At 72.2% G+C, this 17,723-nt stretch carries 18 protein-coding genes; 8 read left to right on the top strand and 10 right to left on the bottom strand.

Features of this window, described 5'->3' with window-relative positions:
• Window positions 1-25: 25 nt before the first annotated feature.
• The gene (locus tag AB0K35_RS07650; RefSeq protein WP_238667041.1) at window positions 26-955 is read right to left on the bottom strand and encodes a sugar isomerase; all 930 of its coding nucleotides are present in this window, start codon (window positions 953-955) and stop codon (window positions 26-28) included.
• A gap of 200 nt (window positions 956-1,155) precedes the next feature.
• Here AB0K35_RS07650 and AB0K35_RS07645 point away from each other — a divergent pair, with 200 nt between their 5' ends.
• The 4 genes from AB0K35_RS07645 (at window position 1,156) to AB0K35_RS07630 (ending at window position 4,732) form a co-directional block, all read left to right on the top strand.
• Window positions 1,156-1,941, top strand: coding sequence for a DeoR/GlpR family DNA-binding transcription regulator (locus AB0K35_RS07645; protein ID WP_238667040.1), 786 nt, complete (start codon window positions 1,156-1,158; stop codon window positions 1,939-1,941).
• A 121-nt stretch (window positions 1,942-2,062) separates the two neighbouring features.
• Window positions 2,063-3,073 carry an ATP-binding cassette domain-containing protein gene (locus tag AB0K35_RS07640; protein WP_274525180.1) on the top strand — a complete coding sequence of 337 codons (1,011 nt, stop codon included), beginning with the start codon at window positions 2,063-2,065 and terminating at the stop codon, window positions 3,071-3,073.
• Window positions 3,070-4,086: an ABC transporter permease subunit gene (locus AB0K35_RS07635; RefSeq protein WP_238667039.1), complete on the top strand. Its 1,017-nt coding sequence runs from the start codon at window positions 3,070-3,072 to the stop codon at window positions 4,084-4,086. The genes AB0K35_RS07640 and AB0K35_RS07635 overlap by 4 nt, the downstream gene beginning before the upstream one ends.
• A gap of 241 nt (window positions 4,087-4,327) precedes the next feature.
• Complete coding sequence (locus AB0K35_RS07630; RefSeq protein ID WP_238667038.1) at window positions 4,328-4,732, top strand: DUF3263 domain-containing protein; 405 nt, start codon at window positions 4,328-4,330, stop codon at window positions 4,730-4,732.
• A 235-nt stretch (window positions 4,733-4,967) separates the two neighbouring features.
• On the opposite strand, the gene AB0K35_RS07625 is transcribed toward AB0K35_RS07630, so the two are convergent.
• Entirely contained in the window at window positions 4,968-5,360 is a 393-nt protein-coding gene (locus AB0K35_RS07625) for a hypothetical protein (RefSeq protein ID WP_363884267.1), read from the bottom strand.
• 236 nt (window positions 5,361-5,596) lie between these two features.
• On the opposite strand from AB0K35_RS07625, the gene AB0K35_RS07620 reads away from it, so the two are divergent.
• From AB0K35_RS07620 to AB0K35_RS07605, 4 genes are all read left to right on the top strand, one after another.
• Complete coding sequence (locus AB0K35_RS07620; RefSeq protein WP_238667036.1) at window positions 5,597-5,992, top strand: phage holin family protein; 396 nt, start codon at window positions 5,597-5,599, stop codon at window positions 5,990-5,992.
• 22 nt (window positions 5,993-6,014) lie between these two features.
• On the top strand, window positions 6,015-6,614 hold the full coding sequence (locus tag AB0K35_RS07615) for a DUF3618 domain-containing protein (RefSeq protein WP_238667035.1): 600 nt from the start codon (window positions 6,015-6,017) through the stop codon (window positions 6,612-6,614).
• Entirely contained in the window at window positions 6,583-7,470 is an 888-nt protein-coding gene (locus AB0K35_RS07610; protein WP_363884264.1) for a hypothetical protein, read from the top strand. The genes AB0K35_RS07615 and AB0K35_RS07610 overlap by 32 nt, the downstream gene beginning before the upstream one ends.
• A 148-nt stretch (window positions 7,471-7,618) precedes the next feature.
• Window positions 7,619-8,128, top strand: coding sequence for a GNAT family N-acetyltransferase (locus AB0K35_RS07605; protein WP_238667033.1), 510 nt, complete (start codon window positions 7,619-7,621; stop codon window positions 8,126-8,128).
• A gap of 52 nt (window positions 8,129-8,180) precedes the next feature.
• Here the strand turns inward: AB0K35_RS07605 and AB0K35_RS07600 are convergent, their stop codons facing one another.
• The 8 genes from AB0K35_RS07600 to AB0K35_RS07565 form a co-directional block, all read right to left on the bottom strand.
• On the bottom strand, window positions 8,181-9,113 hold the full coding sequence (locus AB0K35_RS07600) for a superoxide dismutase (protein WP_238667032.1): 933 nt from the start codon (window positions 9,111-9,113) through the stop codon (window positions 8,181-8,183).
• A gap of 93 nt (window positions 9,114-9,206) precedes the next feature.
• Window positions 9,207-11,420 (bottom strand): AAA family ATPase, encoded by a 2,214-nt coding sequence (locus AB0K35_RS07595; RefSeq protein ID WP_363884262.1) that lies wholly within the window; start codon window positions 11,418-11,420, stop codon window positions 9,207-9,209.
• 36 nt (window positions 11,421-11,456) lie between these two features.
• On the bottom strand, window positions 11,457-11,957 hold the full coding sequence (locus AB0K35_RS07590) for a hypothetical protein (RefSeq protein ID WP_238667030.1): 501 nt from the start codon (window positions 11,955-11,957) through the stop codon (window positions 11,457-11,459).
• 38 nt (window positions 11,958-11,995) lie between these two features.
• The gene (locus AB0K35_RS07585) at window positions 11,996-12,751 is read right to left on the bottom strand and encodes an ATP/GTP-binding protein (protein WP_238667029.1); all 756 of its coding nucleotides are present in this window, start codon (window positions 12,749-12,751) and stop codon (window positions 11,996-11,998) included.
• Window positions 12,729-13,217, bottom strand: a complete 489-nt coding sequence (locus tag AB0K35_RS07580) for a DUF742 domain-containing protein (protein WP_363884259.1) — start codon at window positions 13,215-13,217, stop codon at window positions 12,729-12,731. Before AB0K35_RS07580 ends, AB0K35_RS07585 begins: the two co-directional genes overlap by 23 nt.
• Complete coding sequence (locus AB0K35_RS07575; protein ID WP_238667027.1) at window positions 13,214-13,687, bottom strand: roadblock/LC7 domain-containing protein; 474 nt, start codon at window positions 13,685-13,687, stop codon at window positions 13,214-13,216. The genes AB0K35_RS07580 and AB0K35_RS07575 overlap by 4 nt, the downstream gene beginning before the upstream one ends.
• A complete protein-coding gene (locus tag AB0K35_RS07570; RefSeq protein WP_363884256.1) occupies window positions 13,684-16,302 on the bottom strand; it encodes a nitrate- and nitrite sensing domain-containing protein in 2,619 nt (872 codons plus the stop codon). Before AB0K35_RS07570 ends, AB0K35_RS07575 begins: the two co-directional genes overlap by 4 nt.
• Entirely contained in the window at window positions 16,289-17,467 is a 1,179-nt protein-coding gene (locus AB0K35_RS07565; RefSeq protein ID WP_238667025.1) for a hypothetical protein, read from the bottom strand. The genes AB0K35_RS07570 and AB0K35_RS07565 overlap by 14 nt, the downstream gene beginning before the upstream one ends.
• Between the last annotated feature and the right edge of the window lie 256 nt (window positions 17,468-17,723).

Here is a 17,723-nt window from a genome sequence, read left to right as displayed (position 1 = left end):
CGCAACCCCGGCTCACTCCTCGCGCTCACGCCAACACCACGGACCGGGTGAGGTGGCGGGGCGCGTCCGGGTCGAGGCCCCGGCTGGTGGCCAGCGCGACAGCGAAGCGTTGGGCCAGGATGAGGTCGGCCATCGGATCGACCGGGGTACGGCCGGCGGACCAGCTGCCCAGCACCGTGCGCCAGCCGTGCGTGCGGCTGTGCACGAAGGCCGCGCCGGTGGCGGCCACATCCTCGGGTAGCCCGTCGGGCAGCTCACCGAACGCCCAGACCAGCCGGCCCGGCGCGGCGACCGAGATGGGCCCGTGCCGGTAGTCCATCGCCGGGTACGCCTCGGCCCAGAACGTGGCCGCCTCGCGGCACTTCAGCGCCGCTTCCTGGGCCAGCCCGACAGTCCACCCCCGACCGAGGAAGGTGACCTGCCCGATGGTGGCCGGGTCGATCGGCAGCGGGGATCGCACCGCCACCTCGGCGTCGGCGGCGAGCGCTGTCACCGGGTCGCCGAGCTGGGCCCGGAGCAGGGCCAGCGCTGTGGTCGCGAAGCGGGTCTGCACCACCGACCGTTCGTCGGCGAAGGGCAGGGCCACGGTGGCCGTGGCCAGCGCGACCGCCGGGGACGCCGGATCACCGACGATGACGGTGGTAGGTGTCTGCCCGCGCAGCGCGGCGAGCAGCTCCAACACCTCGGTGGTGGTGCCGGAACGGGTGATCGCGATCAGCCGGTCGTAGCGGCGGCCGGCGGGAAACTCGGACGCCTGGAACGCGTCGGTCTCACCCTGGCCGGCCTGTTCGCGGCGGGTCGCGTACGCCATCGCCATGAACCACGACGTGCCGCAACCGACGACGGCGACCCGCTCCCCGGGGCGCGGCAGGTCACCGCGTACCACCTCGACCAGCCCGGCCGCCTCCCGCCAGCAGTCGGGTTGGCTCGCGATCTCCGCGTCCACGTACGCCATGGGAAACTCCTCGCAGGGCCGATCGGTGCGCAATACGGCTCGTTAGACCCGCATTTCGCGCGTTATTCTGCGCGAACGCAGGTGACCATGGCAACCGGCCGACCGATCGCGCAGGTCAGTCTTTTGCGCCAGCCTAGTTTCGCGCACTAGTGTGCACGCAATCAATCACCGTCCGTGCAGTTGCTGGGAGGGCCCCCGCGGTGGACCGGTACGCCAGATGGAACGCCCTGCTCGAAATGCTGACCGACAACGGCCGGGTCAGCGTCGAGGCGGCAGCCGAGCGGCTGGACGTCTCCCAGGCCACCATCCGGCGTGACTTCGACCAGCTCGCGCAGCAGCAAATGATCACGAGGACCCGGGGCGGCGCGGTCGCCAACGGCGTGTCGTACGACCTGCCTCTGCGCTACAAGACGGCCAAGCACTCGGCCGAGAAGCAGCGGATCGGGGCGGCCGCCGCCGCGCTCGTCACGCCGGGCACAGTGGTCGGCCTGAACGGCGGCACCACCAGCACCGAGGTGGCCAGGGCGCTCGCCGTGCGACCAGATCTGAACACCAGCGCCGAGGGTGCCCAGCTCACAGTGGTGACGAACGCGCTGAACATCGCCAACGAGCTGCTGGTCCGATCCCGGATGAAGGTGGTGGTGGCCGGCGGCGTGGTGCGCCCGAAGTCGTTCGAGCTGGTCGGCCCGCTGGGCGGGGCGCTGCTGCGCGAGGTCACCCTGGACATCGCCCTGCTCGGCGTGGACGCGATCGACCCGCAGCTCGGCGCCGCCGCCCACCACGAGGGGGAGGCGGCGATGAACAACCTGATGGTGGCCCGCGCCAAGCGCGTGGTGATCATCGCGGACTCGTCCAAGCTGGGCGGTCACGCCTTCGCCCGGATCTGCCCGGTCGAGCGGGTGGAGACGCTGGTGACCGACTCCGGTGCCCCGCCGGAGGTGGTGGACGCGTTCCGCGCTGCCGGCGTGCAGGTCATCTGCGCCTGAGTGGTCACGTTCCGTCGATGAACTAGCCCGATCGGCGCGTCGATGCATACCGCGTATTGCGCGCCGCTGCATACCGCGTATGGTGTCGGCTGTCACGCCCACCCATCGGGGGAGGTGCAGCTTGCCAGCTGTCCTGGAGATCGAAGGTCTACGTAAGACGTACAAGAGTCGTCGACGCGGCACCCGCAACGCGCTCGACGGCTTCGACATGCGGGTCGACGCGGGGCAGGTGCACGGCTTCCTTGGCCCCAACGGGTCCGGCAAGACCACCACGCTGCGTACCCTGCTCGGCCTGATCCGACCCGACGGCGGCCGGATGGCGCTGCTCGGGCACGAGGTTCCCGACGCGCTGCCCACTGTCGCCGGTCAGGTCGGCGCGATCGTGGAGAGCCCGCAGTTCTTTCCGCACTTCACGGCCCGGGACACGCTGTCCCTGCTCGCGGGGGCGGGCGAGGTGCCGGCCGTCCGGGTCGACGAGGTGCTGGAACTGGTCGGGCTACGCGACCGGTCCGGCGAGCGGGTCAAGACGTACTCGTTGGGCATGAAGCAGCGGCTCGCCGTGGCCTCGGCCCTGCTGAAGAACCCGAAGCTGCTCATCCTCGACGAGCCGGCCAACGGCCTCGACCCGGGCGGCATCCGGGAGATGCGCACGCTGATGCGCACCCTCGCCGAATCCGGAATGACAGTGGTGCTGTCCAGCCACATCCTCGGTGAGATCCAGCTGATCTGCGACTCGGTCACCATCATCTCGCTCGGCCGCCGGGTCGCGTTCGGCCCGGTCGACGAGGTGCTCGCGCAGCACTCGTCCGGCGCGGTCCGGATCCGGCTGGAGGCGGTCAGCGACCTGCCGCTGGCCACCGAGACGCTTACCCAGGCCGGGATCCGGGTCACCGGTCACCCGGACCACCTGATGCTGGCCGGCGTCGACAAGCCGGCGTCGGTGACCCGGCTGCTCGCCGAGAAGAACCTCTACGTCAGTGAGTTGGCGCCGATCGCCGTCGACCTGGAGAGCGTCTTCCTCGAACTGACCGCCACCGCGCCGGTACCCGGGCAGCACCGGCAGGTCGACGAGTCCATGAAGGTCGGTGGGACGGGTCAGCCCGGCCCCGCCGGAGGAGGGTGGGGCGCGTGAGCCTCTTTCGTACCGAGCTGCGCCGGCTCAGCAAGCGGCGTTTCACCCGATACATGACACTGCTCGGCCTGCTGGTGCTGGCCGCGGTGGTGGTCGGGGTGTTCTTCACCAACCAGAAGATCGACGCCGGCCAGCTCGCCCAGGCCGAGCGTCAGGCCGACCAGCAGTACCAGGAGCAGGTGCGCTGGAGCGAGCAGGAGCGCGCCGCGTGTGAGCAGGCCAAGACGGCCGGCACGGCGACCGACGGCCGGTACCCGGACGACTGCTCGATGATTACGGCCCCGTCCCGGGACCAGATCGAGGCGAGTTGGTTCCTGCCGTCGACGTTCGACTTCAAGGAGACGTTCGCCGAGACCCTGATCCCGTTCGCGGCGATCCTCGCCCTGGTCGGGTTCGTCATCGGCGCGTCCTTCGTCGGCGCCGAGTGGAGCACCGGCGGCATGATGAACCTGCTGCTCTGGCGGCCGAAGCGGCTCACCGTGCTGCTCACCAAGCTGGCCGCGCTGCTCACCGGCATCCTGGCGGTGACGCTTCCAGCCGCGGTGCTGTGGTTCGCCGGGTTCTGGGCGGTCGCCAACTTCCGGGGCAGCACCGAGAAGATGACCTCGGGGGTCTGGCAGTCGTTCCTGCTGACCGGTGTACGCGGGGTGGTGCTGGTGTTGGTGCTCACCACCATCGGCTTCGCCCTCGCCTCGCTGGGTCGGCACACCGCGATGGCCCTCGGCGGCGTGGTGGCGGTGATGGTGGTCGGCCAGTTCGGCCTGGGCATCCTGTTGTCCATGGCGAGCGTGCGGTTCGCCGAGGCCTGGCTGTTGCCGACCTACGCGCTGGCCTGGATGACGAAGACGGTCACCTTGCAGGACTGGAACTCCTGCAACGCGACCTACTACGGGGAGTGCAAGCCGGCCACGATGGACATCACCTGGCAGCAGTCCTCGATCCTGCTCTCGGTCGGGGTGGTGGTGGTCCTCGGGGCGGCGCTCTGGGCGATGCGTCGCCGCGACATCTCCTGACCCCAATGCTCGACGCGAAGGCCCCTGGCTCAGGCCGGGGGCCTTCGTGCGTGCGTGGGCGCAACCATCCGCCTCAAGTGGGTCCTTTGCTCTGCTTCCACCCGAGCGACAGTGCGACCCAGGCAGCGTTGCCTGGGTTGAAGCAGAGCAAAGGTGGCCTGTGGCTACCCTTCCGCGACCTTCGCGCTGCCAGCCGCGCCGGCTGGTGCGACCCAGGTCGTCCCTGGCTAGGCTGAGTGCCATGTCCGCCGACGCCGCCCCGGCCACGCCCGAGCCGTCCACTGACGCTCGTCGAGGTGATGTCGAGGGCACTGTCGGGCCGGCGGTCCCGACTCCGCGGCCGGTGCCGCCAATCGAGACCACAGGTGATCCCGAACCGGACGATGGAGCGGGCGTTGAGCCCAGCGGCCCGGCAGCCGGGCTGACCGAACGGGAGCGGGCGATCCTCGCCTTCGAGCAGCAGTGGTGGCGGCACGCCGGTGCCAAGGAGCAGGCCGTCCGGGACACCTTCGGGATCTCCTCGACCCGGTACTACCAACTGCTCAACGGCCTGCTGGACAATCCGGCCGCCCTCGCCGCCGACCCCGTGCTGATCAGCCGACTCCGCCGGTTGCGCTCGTCGCGCGCCCGCAACCGCCGCCGCTGAACACCCCTCACCCTCACCCCTCACCCCTCACCCCGCCGAGCCCTCGCCCCCGCGATCTTGCACTTCCTGTCGTCGTTTCGCGGCTTTTGAGCACCTGTGTCGGGGCACGAAGTGCAAGATCGCCGGGTCAGGCGGCGCAGCCGCATGCAGGCTTGCCAGGCGGGCAGGCGGGTAGGCGGGAGGCGCCTCGAGGTCGCTTGCGACCTCGGGCCCAGGAAGGGAGCGGGTTATGACGTCAACGAACCAGAGCGGCAGAGGACAGCAGGCCCGCCAGGAGGCCTCGCGCGTCGGCCAGCAGGCCACGCAGGCCGGGGGTCAGGTTGCCCACACCGCAGCTGAGCAGGGCGGGCAGGTGGCCGCAGAGGCGCGGCGGCAGGCCCAGCAGTTGACAGGTGAGGCCACTGGACAGCTTCGAGATCAGGCGCAGACACAGCAGCGGCGGGCCGCCACGGGCCTGCGTGATTTGGGCCAGAACCTCAGTTCGATGGCCGAACGGGACGGCGATTCCGGGCTGGCCGGTCAAGTGGTGCGCAAGGCGGCCGACGCCGCCCAGCAGGCCGCCGGTTGGCTCGATGAGCGCGAACCCGGCGAGGTGCTCGACGAGGTTCGCAGGTACGCGCGGCACCATCCGACGACGTTCCTCGCGGGAGCGGCGGTAGCCGGGCTGCTGGTCGGACGGCTCACACGTGGCCTGACCGCGCCGGCCTCGGGTAACGGTCAGGGTGCCAGCGCGTCCGGTGCTCCGTCATCGGCGCAGGGCACACCGGCGGGCGGCGATCAGCAGCCGTACGTGGGGACGGCACGGGCGCAGAACGTTTCGCCCGCTGGCGAACCAGCGCGGAACCTGCCCGGCGGGGTGGCACCGTGAGCGCCCCGGAGAAGGAGCGGACCCAGGCCTCTGTCGGCGAGCTGATCGGCGATGTGACCCGGGACATGTCCACCCTGGTGCGCAAGGAGGTCGAGCTGGCCAAGGCCGAGCTGCGCGAGGAGGTCAGCCAGGCGGGCAAGGCCGGCGGTATGTTCGGCGGTGCCGGGCTGGCCGGGTTCCTGGCGGTCCTCTTCGTGTCGTACGCCCTCTGGTGGGGGCTGTCCAACACGATGGACCAGGGGTGGGCGGCGCTGATCGTCGCGGTCCTCTGGGCCGCCGTGGCCGGTGGCCTCTTCATCAACGCCCGGACCCAGCTGAAGCGGGCACGCGCGGTACTGCCCCGGACGAAGCAGACTGCCCGGGAGCTGCCGGACGCCCTGCGGGGTCGGTGAACGAGTCGGGAGGGAACAGGTCATGTCCAGTGATCCGGATCAGATCCGGCGGGAGATCGAGACCACCCGCAACGAGTTGAGCAGTGACGTCGACGCGCTGACCGACAAGGTCAATCCGCGTCGGATCGCCGGTGACCGCGTCGGGCAGGCCCGCGGGGCGTTCACCCGAGCGAAGGAGAAGATGATGGGCAGCTCGAACCACCTGGGCCAGGAGGCTGGCCAACGGATGTCGTACGCGGCCGGTTCGGTACGCGACGAAACCCGTTCACTCGGGCAGCACTCCCGCGAGCAGGCTCAGGGCAACCCGATGGCCGCCGGCCTGGTCGCGTTCGGAGTCGGTCTGCTGGCCGCCTCCCTGATCCCGCCGAGCGGACGTGAGCGGCAACTCGCCGGACGCGCGCGGAACATGGTGAGTGAGCACTCCGGTGAGCTGCGCGAGCAGGCGAGCCAGGTTGGCCACCAGATGCAGGACAACCTGCGGGAGCCTGCGCAGCAGGCGGCGCAGTCGGTCCGGTCCAGCGCCCAGCAGGGCGTGTCCGCGGTACGCGACCAGGGCCGTTCGGCGGCCGGTCAGGTGCAGGGAGAAACGCATGCGGCCGTCGACGACCTTCGACAGCGCTGACCCGACCGGTGTGCCGGGGCCGGCGCCGGTGATGCGGGTGCGCTCCGCGTCCGCGCCGGCCCCGGGCCGGCCGGTCAACGAGGATCTGGTCTTCCGGTTCGGCCCGCTGGTCGGTGTCCTGGACGGCGCCACGGTGCCGGACGGCTTCGACACCGGCTGCGTGCACGGGCCCGAGTGGTACGTCCGGCACCTGGCGGCCCGGATCGGCGTCGCCGAGGCGGTGCGCCCGGCCGCCCGGCTCACCAGCAACCTGGCCGCGGCCATCCTCGCGGTGCGCGCCGACCACGGCGGGCAGTGCGACCTCGACCACCCGGGCACCCCGTCCAGCACTGTGTGCCTGCTGCGGGACTGCGGCGACCAGGTCGACTACCTGGTGCTCTGCGACAGCCCGCTGGTCCTCGACATCGGCGGGCAGGTCAGCGTGGTCACCGACAACCGGCTGGACGCGGCGATGGCGGAGCTGCGGGAGACCGTGGCGCTCGTGCCGGGCGGCGCGGCGGACCCGGTCACCCGGTTCCGGCATGCCGTGGGTGTGCAGCGGGAGCGGATGAACCGCACCCACGGCTACTGGGTGGCGGCCTCCGACCCGGACGCGGCCTTCCACGCGGTCACCGGGACCGCGCCCCGGCGTGGTCCGGGGGCGCTACGGCGGGCGGCGCTGCTCAGTGACGGCGCGTCCAGCGCGGTGGAGCAGTTCGCGCTCACCGACTGGGCTGGTCTGCTCGATCTGCTGAGCGCCGACGGTCCGGGCGCGTTGATCGACCGGGTGCGGGACGCCGAGCGCGACCACCCCGACCGACTGCGCCGACACAAGTCGACCGACGACGCCTCGGTGGTGTTCTGCGAGTTCGGGTAGGCGTTTGGGCCGTTGACACCCGGTCGGGTGACAACGGAGCGTGATGTGGAACACCCAATCCGCCCGACCGGCCGGTACCGCTGTCCGGACCGCCAGTGGATGGCCAATGGGGTGGACTTCGGCCGATGAGGGCGGCAGACTGCGGCACGTGGCGGGTGCGGTCCGGCTGGAGCCGGTGGACGAACGGAACCTGGAGCCGTTGCTCTCCGTAGCGGCTGCGGAGGCGGAGCCGGGTGATGTGATGCCCCCGGTCGAGGCGCCCGCCGGCTGGTCGCTCGCCCGTCGCGAGGCGTTCCGCGAATTCCACCGGGCGAGCTTCGGCGGGCTGGACGGCCCGACCGGTTCGCAGATGTACGCCATCCTCGTCGGCGGCGAGGTGATGGGCATGGTCCGGATGACGCGCTGTGACGAGCCGCGAACTGTGGAGACCGGGATGTGGCTCGGCCGGTCGGCGCGCGGGCAGGGAATCGGGGCGGCCGCCCTCCGGGAACTGCTGAACGCCGCCGCTCGGGCGGGCATGCGGGCAGTGGTGGCCGAGACGACCCCGGACAACATCGGCGCTGTGGCGGTCCTACAGAAGTGCGGCGCGAAACTGCGCGAGGACGACGGCAAGGTACGCGCCGAGATCTGCCTCGATTCGACGCCGCCCGCCTTCTGAGCTTGCCGGCGGGGCCGGCGGCGACCACAGGGATCGCCGCCGACCGCCTGGGTCAGGCCGGCAGCCGAACGATGTCGTAGTCGGTGCTCGGCGTGGACTCCACGTCGAACCGGCCGTTCACCACGTACAACGCGGAGCCGAGCAGGTCGCCGGTGGCCGGCGAACGCAGCTGCGGGCCGGTGATCTCCCGCTGCACCACGCCGGCTGTGTAGCCGGCGTTCATCCGGACCACTGCGACGACGTTGGTCAGGTTCCGGATCACGTAGAGGGTGTGACCGCGCAGCACCAGCCCGTCGGCGCGCTCCACCGAGTAGCCACCGAGGTCGACGAGTCGGCTCCCGCCGGTACGCGGGTCGACGCGCACCAACTGGCCGGACAGCATCTGCGCGACCAGCAGATCGCCGTCCGGCAGCGCCACGATCCCGTTGTGGTAGACGTCCGGGGTGGCGGCCGGACCGCTGAGTTGCAGCACCCGGACGGCGGTGGGGGCCGGAAGTCGGCCACCTGGGCCGAGGGGCACCACGTAGAGCACCTGGCGTGCGGAATCCGTGAAGTAGACCGCCCGTTGGGTGATCACCAGGTCGTTGACGTAGCTGCCCGGCACATCGGTGAACTGGTAGTGGGCAAGCTTGGCACCGGTGTCGGCGTCGTACACGCTCGCGCCGCCGCCGGAGAAGTCGGCGGTCCAGAGCCGGCCGCGCGGGTCGAGCTTGATGCCCGCCTTGTCGGTGCCCGGTGTGCCGGGGATCAGCACCGAGCCGTGACCGGTGCGTAAGTCGCCGCGCCACACCGCGCCATCCAGGATGGAACTCACGAACACAGTGGTGCCCCGACCGATCGTCAACCCTTCCGGGGTGAACCCGTTCGGCAGCGCGATCCGGGTGGGGAAGGGCTTCGCTGGATGAGCCGCCGCCGGTGCGCCGACCGAGACCAGTGTCGCCGCCGCCAGCAGGGGGACGAGGAGGAGTGAGAGCCGCTTACGCAAGGAACACCACCTGACGTCGCAGTGGATGACTCCACTGAGGAATGTGACGTACTAGGAACGCCCTGGCCGCGACGAAAGGTTGTGCTGGTGTGATCACTCCCGGTTGGCGGCGTACGCGGACAGCCAGGCGACCTGGGCCGGGTCCAGCGACGGTCGTACCCGGGCCCGTGCGGCCGACACGTGCTCGGCGGTGACAGTGGCGGCGGCGAGCGACTCCCGCATGGCGGCCAGCGCCGCCTCGCGGACCAGCGCGGCGCAGTCCGCGGCGGAGAAGCCGGTCAGCTCGTCGCCGAGGGCGGACAGATCGACGTCAGGCGCCAACGGCACCTGTCGGGACGAGGCCCGCAGGATCTCCGCGCGGGCCGGCCCGTCCGGCGGTGGCACGTAGACAAGCCGCTCCAACCGGCCCGGCCGCAGCAGCGCGGGGTCGATCAGGTCCGGCCGGTTCGTCGCGCCGACCACCACCACGTTGCGCAGCGTCTCCACACCGTCCAGCTCGGTGAGCAGGGCGGCGACCACCCGATCCGTGGTGCCACCGTCGGTGGCCTGGCCGCGGACCGGCGCGAGCGCGTCCACCTCGTCCAGGAAGATCAGGGTGGGGGCCGCCTCCCGGGCCCGACGGAACAACTCGCGGACCGCGCGTTCGCTCTCACCGACCCACTTGGAGAGCAGCTCCGCGCCCTTCACCGACAGCACGTTGGCCCGCCCCGACCCGGCCAGCGCGGTGACGAGGTAGGTCTTGCCGCAGCCCGGCGGCCCGTAGAGCAGCACGCCGCGCGGCGGCTGCACGCCGAGCCGGGCGAAGGTGTCCGGGTAGGTCAGCGGCCACAGCACCGACTCGGTGAGCGTCTGTTTGACCTCGTCCAGGCCACCCACGTCGTCCAGGGTCACCGAGGCCAGATCCAGTGTCGACGCCGCCATCGTGGTGGGCCGGACCACCTCCCGGGCGGCGGTGAAGTCGGCCATCGACACCGTCGGCGTCTCGGCGGACTTCTGCCGCAACGCCGCGCGTACCCCGGCCTCCCGGACCAGTGCTGCCAGGTCCGCCGCGACGAACCCGGGGGTACGCGCGGCCACCTCGTCCAGCCGGACGTCGTCGGCCAGCGGCACCTGCCGGGTCAGCACGGTGAGCTGTTCGCGGCGCAGCGCCTGATCCGGGAGTGGGACGCTGATCCGCAGCGACAGCAGGTCGGGCGCGCGCAGTACGGGGTCTACCGCCTCCGGTCGGCCGGTGGTGCAGACCACTGCGACTCCAGCGCGGATGCTCTCCGCGAGCACCTGACGGAACACCGTCGCCACCGGACCGGGATCGTCAGCGGGTGCGAGCGCCTCGACGTCGGTGAACAGCAGTACGGCAGGCCCTTCGGCCCGGGCCGCCGCTGCCGCGACGCGTAACCGCTCGGCGGCGGCCTGGCTGGCCAACGCGGCCACCTCGGGCGCCCAGAGCGGGTGAACACGGGCACCGACCCGGGCGGCCACGGCCCGGACCAGCGCCGACTTCCCGGACCCCGCCGGGCCGACGAGCAACACCCCCAACGAGATCGTGGTGCCGAGTCGACCCAGCACCTCCCGGTGGTGGAAGCCGAGGTCCAGCAGCTCGGTCAACTCCTCGGCCTGGGCCCGCAGCCCGGGCAGCTCGTCCACGTCGGGCGCGTCCTCCGCCGCAACGGCGTCGGCGCTCGTACCCGGCCGGGCCGACGCGGCGCCGGCCGGGGCGGGCCCGCCGTGGGTCGTCGTACCGTGTTCCCACGCGACCGAAGTGCCCATGGTGACCAGCGCGCCGGCCGCCGGCTCGACAGCGACAACGCTGAGCAGGGTGCTGGTCCAGGCGAAACCGACGGTGTTGGCGAGGCTGTGTCGCGCCGCCTCGACCAGGCTGCGGACCGAGGCGTCCGGCAGCACGTCCTGCGGCAGCAGCGACACGTCGTCGCCTGCGGTGAGCACCTTGCCCAGCAGGGCGAGCCGGAGCATCTCCGGGCTGACCGCCGCGACGACCCCCACCGGCCCGGCCAGGACGACCCGGCTCGCCGACACCAACGGCACCGGGCTCACCCACACCTGACCGCCGTCGCGCAGACCCAGGTTGCCCAACGTCAGGTCGTCGGCGTACAGCAGGGCGCTGCTCGCGCCCGGCCCGGCCGCCGCCGCGATCCCGGCCGTCTCCCGGCGGCCGACAAGGCGGACCGGGTCGCCGGGGCGCAGCCCCAGCGCTGTCAGCGCCTCCGGGTGCAGGCGCACGATGCCCCGTCGGGCGTCCAGCGCCGCCGGCCGCAGGCTCGCCGTCAAGGTCAGGTCGGGTTGCGCCACTGCCCGACCGTAGCCGCCGGCAGCCAGCCCTGCCGGTCAGCGCCGCGGATCGAGCTCGTCCAACAGCGTCGGGTCGCTTCGGATCAGCTCGGCCAACCGGGCCGCCGGGTCCGGCGTCAACCCGTCCGGACCGGGTGCCCAGGCGGGCACCGTCCGACCGGAGAGCGGCCAGGCCGGCGGGGGTTCCACAGGCGTCGGCGGGGGAACCGGCCCGACCGTGACGGCAGGCCCGTCCCAGGAGACCCGCATCGGGTACGTCCGCCCGGCGTGCTCCACCTGCACGGTCACCGCCAGCCCAGGGTAGGCCCCGACGACCTGGCGGACCACCTCGGCCACCTCCTCGACCGGGCCCCATCCGGCCACCTCGCTCGGCGTCTCCACCCCCGCGTGCCGGCCCGACCGGGCGTTGCGGGTGTCGCCGCCGAGGCCGGGCGGGCTCGACGGTGCGGTGGTGTCGTCACGGTCGGCGGCCCGACGACGCGACGCCTCCTCACGTCGGGCCAGCCGGGCCAGCGTCTCGTCCAGGTCGCCCCTCACCAGATCACCTCTTCCCGCCACGGCCGGAGCTGGTCGGCTCAGGCCCTCCTGTCCCGGGTAGCGCGGTCCAGCGCGCGGTCCAGGACGACAAGTAGTGCGTCCCGCACCGAGAGCCGGTCGCGGGCATCGAACTGCACCAGAGGTACATGATCACCGATCGCCAGCGCCCAACGGATCTCGCCGAGCTCCAGGGCCAGTCGCCCGTCGAACGCGTTGACTCCGACGACGAACGGCAGCCCGGCCCGCTCGAAGAAGTCGATGGCCGGGAAGCAGTCGTCCAGCCGGGCGCTGTCCACCACCACCAGCGCACCGAGCGCTCCCCGGGCCAGGTCGTCCCACATGAAGCCGAACCGGGTCTGCCCCGGCGTGCCGAACAGGTACAGCTTCAGGCTGCGGTCGATCGTCACGCAGCCGAAATCCATCGCCACCGTGGTGGTGGTCTTGGTGGACCGGGCACCCGGGTCGTCCACGCCGATCCCGGCGGTGGTCATCTCGGCCTCGGTGGTCAGCGGCGCGATCTCGGAGATCGCACCAACGGTGGTCGTCTTGCCCACCCCGAACCCACCCGCCACCAGAATCTTGACCGGGATCGGCGGTGCGGTCGGCTTCCCTGACGAAGGCATCGAGCCGGCACCGGACGAGGGCCGGTACGGAGGCGGCGCTGTCGGCGGTGGGCCGGCCCGCCCGACTATCGGCCCGGTGCCCGGGGACATGCCGTAACGGGCGGCGGCGCTGTTCGCGGCGACCCCGCCGAGCGGGGCGACCGGCCATTCAGGAGATCGCACGGAGTCCATCAATCACTCGCAGGATGAGATCGGGGTCGACAGCGTCGTCGGTGTCGGTCACGTGCACGTCCAGGTGCCCGGCGGCGCGTAGATCGCCGACCAGGACCCGCGTCACGCCGAAGTGCAGGCGGGCGCGAGCCGAGATCTCGGCCACCGAGATCGGCTCGACGCAGAGCGCGATGATCGTCTGAAGTTCCGGTGCCAGCAGGGCGCCGGGTGGGCCGGCCCACCAGCCGCTGTCCATGCGGGCTGTCACCTGGGTCTCCAGCCCGATCGCCGGGTCGGCACCCGCAACCCGCCCGGAGGTGAGCACGAACGGACGGGGACCGGCCGGCTGGTCCCCGTCCGGCTCCGGCTCGGGCAGCGCCGGTGTCGCCGCCGGGCCCACCCCGGACGGGGGTGACGTGCGCAGGTACGGCCGGATCCGAACCCTCGGATCCGGGTCCGGATCCTCGCCGGCGACGTCGGGGGTCACTGCTGAACGGCGTTCTTCAACTCGACGATCAGTCGCGGGGTCAGGGCGCCACCGGCCCGCCCGGCGAAGAGCGTCATCTCGTACGCGACGGTGCCCAGGTTCGCCGAACGGTCGGCGACCACCCCGAGCACGGAACCGCTGCTGATCGCGCTGATCAGCAGGTAACCGTCGGCCATGTCGACGATCACCCGGTTCAGGCCGCCGAGGGCGTACCAACTGGCGGCCCCACCGGCGAGGCTGGTCATCCCGGACACGACGGCGGCCAACCGCTCCGCGTTGGATCGGTCCTTGATCGCCGACATGGCCATCAGCAGACCGTCCGAGGAGACCGCGATCGCCTCCAGGACCCCGGCGGTGCTGGACGTGAAGGAGTCCAGCAGCCAGTTGAACGTACGGGCCTCCGGGCTGAGGTCCCCATTGGCGCCGGGCTGACTCTGGTCGACATTGTCGTGCAGGAAGGGGCTGGTCACCGTGATGATCCTTCTTCGTTCCGGTGGTCGGGGCTGACTTCGCGGAGAGCGCGGGCGACGCCCGCCTCGAACTCGCTGATGAGGTCGCGTACCTCGGCCGGGTCACCGAGGTCGGTGCTGGGCGGTTGGCAGGCCGGGATGGCGGTGAGGTTCGCTCCCGGCACCCGTCGGCTCAACGTGGGCCGCTCCGGTGCGGCATCGGTCGAGCCACCACCACGCGGCACCGTGGGGCCGGCGCCTCCCGGGGTGCTGGGCAGGTCGACGGTCGTGCCCAAGTCCACCACGGCCGCCCCGGCGCCGGCCGACGGGTCGCTGGCAGTCCGTGTCGACGCGCCGTCGAGGCCCGGTGCCACGTGCAGCTCGGCGCGGCGTACACCGGCTTGGAAGGCCTCGACCAGCGCGCGGGCGGCAGCGGGGTCCGCGCCGGTGGCGTCCACCGGCCGGGTTGTCGGGGCGGCGGCGTGCAGCGTCGCCCCGGGCACCCGCTGCCGCACCCGTGGCCCGCCCGGCTTGCCCACCGGTTCCGGGCTCTGGGGTTCGGGAGCGGCCTGCTCCGGCTGGCCCCGACCGAACGCGTTCCAGGACGGGCCGGCGTCCAGGCTGAGGGTGGCCCGGCTCAGCAGGTCCGAGTCGAAGCGGGCCGGCGCGGCGACGGCCACCGCGCTGGGCCGCGCTTCGAGCTCGGGGCTGGGCGTCGCCGTCGTACGCCGGTCCCGATCCGGCACCGCGGCGCGGGCCACCGTGGCCCCGGCGCGGTCGGCGCGGCGCAGCACCAGCGACGTCGACGGGATCTCCAACTGCGCGGTGACCCCTCCGCCGCCGGTGGCGGCCAGGGCGACCTGCCAGCCGTGTCGACGGGCCAACCGGCCCACCACGAAGAGACCGAGCACCTCGGTCGGGGCCAGGTCGAGCCGTTCCCGGCGGGTGAGCCGGGCGTTCTCCGCAGCCAGGCGTTGCTCGCTCATGCCGATGCCGTGGTCCACCACTGTGAGGCGTGCCCCGAGGCCGGACGTCTCGGCGGCCACCAGCACCCGGGTGTGCGGCGGGGAGAAGACTGTGGCGTTCTCCATCAGCTCGGCCAGCGCCAGGACGAGGTCACCGACCACCGCCGGGGCGGCCGAGACGCCGACCGGAACCTGCACCTCCACCCGGGTGTAGTCCTCGATCTCGCCGAGCGCCAACCGGACCACGTCGGCCAGCGGCACCGGCGCCGTGTGCGCGTCGGCGCCGGCCGAGCCGGAGAGCACCACGAGGCTGCCGGCGTTGCGCCGCAACCGGCTGGAGATGTGGTCGAGCCGGTACAGGTGCTCCAGGCGGCCCGGGTCGGCCTCCTGCTGCTCCAGCCGGTCGATGAGCGCGATCTGCCGACCCACCAGGTTCTGCGTACGCCGTCCGACGTGGCCGAACATCTGCGCCACGTTGCGTCGGCCGGCGACCTGCCGCTCGACCAGTTGCGCAGCGGTGTTCTGCACCCGGTCGAAGGCCCGCGCCAGATCGCCGATCTCGTCGTTGGCGCGGATGTCCACCGGCTCCAACCGGACCGCTTGAGGTCTCTCCGCCTCGTCGTCGGTGACCCGGACCAGCTCCGCCTCGGCGACCCGGGCGACCCGGTCGGCCGAGCGGGTGAGTCGGGTCAGCGGTCGGGCCACCGTCCGTGCCACCGCCACGCTGAGCAGCACCACCAGCGTCAGGATCAACGCCGCAGCGGCACCGACCAGGTACGCGGCGGTCAGCGCGCGCCGCTGCTCGGCGGTCACCTCGGCGAGCACGTCGGCGACAAGCTTCTTCTCGACGAACTGACCGAGCCGGATCATCGTGCGGACGGCTGGGAAGAGCGCCTCCATCGGCACGTTGCGGACCGCGGCGGCCGGATCCCGGGCGCTCCTGACCAGGAAGTCGGGGCTGGTACGCGCGGCCACGGCGGCGTCGTTGAGCTGGGCTACCTTGAGCTGCTCGGGCGTGATCAGGCTACGGAAGCGCGAGTTGTCGACCATGAGCGCGGCGATGCACGCCACGTACCCGGCGGTGGTGTCCGGGGTGCCGATCGCCTTTACCAGCAGGCTCAGGGTGGCGCAGGTGCCCAGGCCCTCGTCGGAGCGGAGCAGCCCGTCGAGGGCGAGCACCTGACGGCCCGGCAACGTGTCGGTGTCCACCCCGACCACCAGCCGCAGCGACTCGATGATCCCCTTGTTGACCGGGCCGAACGCGTCCATGACCTGACCCGGGTTGGCGGCCCGGGCCAGGACGGCCGTGCGCAGCTCGACGAGGCTGGACACGCCGTCGAGGGCGTCGTCGACCTGCTCGGTCAGCGCGTCACTCCGCGCCGCCCGCAGGTCGGCCACCCGATCGTCCACGTCCGCGGACTTACGGACCAGCTCACTGCGTTCGACCCGGCCGAGCAGGAAACCGACGGAGAGGATGCGTTCCTGCTGGAGGTCCTGAACGAGGCTGCCGACCCGGCTGGCGAGCCGGACCCGTTCGGCGGTGTCGCCGGCCCGCTGTGCCGCGGCGACCCGGTCGAGCATCACCGGCACGGCCAGGCCGACCATGCTGAGCAGCGGAATCACCACGAGCAGCGCGAGCTTGCCGCGGATCCGGAGCCTACCGAGCAGCATCGAATGCCCCCCACTGTGCGATCTCCGGGTCCTGGGCCGCGCCGACCGGTTGCAGCGCACGCGGCTCGTCGGCCGGCGGTTGCCACGGGTCGCGCAGCGGCGGGGTGTCGGGACTCTCCGCGTGGGTCGCGGCCAGGGCGGCCCGCCGTTGTGCCCGGCGACCAGCGGCGACCAGCAGCGCGGCGAGCCAGCTCAGCAGCAGGACGGCGATGACACCCGCCCCGGCGGTCAGCCAGCGGTCCCCGTCGAGCCGATCGATGCGCTCGGCGAGCAGGGAGTCCAGTTCGGTGAGGATGACCGGCTGAAGTTGGCGGGCGGAGCGCTGCGAGCTGACCGCGGCGGCACTCAACTGGCCCGGGTCGACCACGCCGGTCTCCTTGTCCGGCAGGGAGTACCCGGCGAGCGCCTCCACCGAACGCTGGTAGGTGTCCAGCGGGGTCAGCACGTTGGCGCCGAGGTCGGTGCTCTCCGAGCCGTCCACGGCCGAGCGCAGGTTGTCGACGAGGTCCGCGGCGGGGGCCAGGGCGGAAACCCGCAGACCGGTCAGCTCCAGCAGGCCGCGCGGCTGCTCGGCGGCCGGGCGGCGGGAGACGAGCGTGGCCAGGTCGGCCAGCCGACCGGCGCCAACCACGGCCTCGGGCAGTTCCTGGCCGGCGCTGTCCTGGAGGAAGAACGAGTCGGCCTCGGGGTCACGGACCAGCCCGGAACTCTCCCGGACCTTCCGGTGCAGGGCCAGCAGCAGGTCGGAGACCTCGCCGTATGCGGTGTAGGCGGCCTCGGGGTCGGTGGCGCTGCGGCCGCGCAGCGCCTCCAGCTTGGCGCGTACGCCGGCCCAACGTTCCTGGCTGAGCAGCTCCCCGCCGATGCGGGCGTCCACAGCGGCGACCTTCTCGACCGCCCCGTTCAACGCGTCCCGGGCGACAGGGCGACCGTTGACCGCGTTGGACTGGGCCTCCACGAGGGCGTCGGTGACCGCCGCCAGCGCGGTGAGGTACTGCACGCCGAGCCGTTCCCGGGCGGCGAGGTCCCGGTCGTCGGTGACCTGCCGCCAGTTCGACGTGACGAGCAGGCCCAAGGGTGCCAGCAGTGCTCCGATGAGCAGCAGGGGCAGCAGCCGGCCCAGCGTGGACGGCCGTCGACGGGCCCGCGGCGCGGGGGTTGTCATGTGTGTCTCCTCCGGCGTGGGGCGCTGATCGGCGCGGCGTCGGGCTGGCCGACAAGTCCCGTGCACCGGACCGGAAAACTAATCGAACCCCCGCCTGGTCAGACCTCACTCGGCGAGTCAGGTTCGCGTCACTTCGAGCCATGTCACCATTTGTCCGCGTTACCGCCACGCTCTGTGTCCGCTGTGGGTGTGACATGGAGGGATCGATGTGGATATCTGCGGAAGATCGGAATTCACGGGATCCGAACTCAACTCG

It is taken from the genome of Micromonospora sp. NPDC053740 (assembly GCF_040677775.1).
Classification (GTDB): Bacteria; Actinomycetota; Actinomycetes; order Mycobacteriales; family Micromonosporaceae; genus Micromonospora; species Micromonospora alfalfae.
This window is presented reverse-complemented; position numbering and strand designations above follow the sequence as displayed.

Bases quoted from the DNA above. Each gene is read 5' to 3' on its own strand.
- AB0K35_RS07630 (WP_238667038.1), top strand. From the start codon at position 4,328: ATGTCCGCCGACGCCGCCCCGGCCACGCCCGAGCCGTCCACTGACGCT.
- AB0K35_RS07625 (WP_363884267.1), bottom strand. From the start codon at position 5,360: ATGGTGCCGCGCGTACCTGCGAACCTCGTCGAGCACCTCGCCGGGTTC.
- AB0K35_RS07570 (WP_363884256.1), bottom strand. From the start codon at position 16,302: ATGCTGCTCGGTAGGCTCCGGATCCGCGGCAAGCTCGCGCTGCTCGTG.
- AB0K35_RS07610 (WP_363884264.1), top strand. From the start codon at position 6,583: ATGCGGCCGTCGACGACCTTCGACAGCGCTGACCCGACCGGTGTGCCG.
- AB0K35_RS07565 (WP_238667025.1), bottom strand. From the start codon at position 17,467: ATGACAACCCCCGCGCCGCGGGCCCGTCGACGGCCGTCCACGCTGGGC.
- AB0K35_RS07585 (WP_238667029.1), bottom strand. From the start codon at position 12,751: ATGGACTCCGTGCGATCTCCTGAATGGCCGGTCGCCCCGCTCGGCGGG.
- AB0K35_RS07615 (WP_238667035.1), top strand. From the start codon at position 6,015: ATGTCCAGTGATCCGGATCAGATCCGGCGGGAGATCGAGACCACCCGC.
- AB0K35_RS07650 (WP_238667041.1), bottom strand. From the start codon at position 955: ATGGCGTACGTGGACGCGGAGATCGCGAGCCAACCCGACTGCTGGCGG.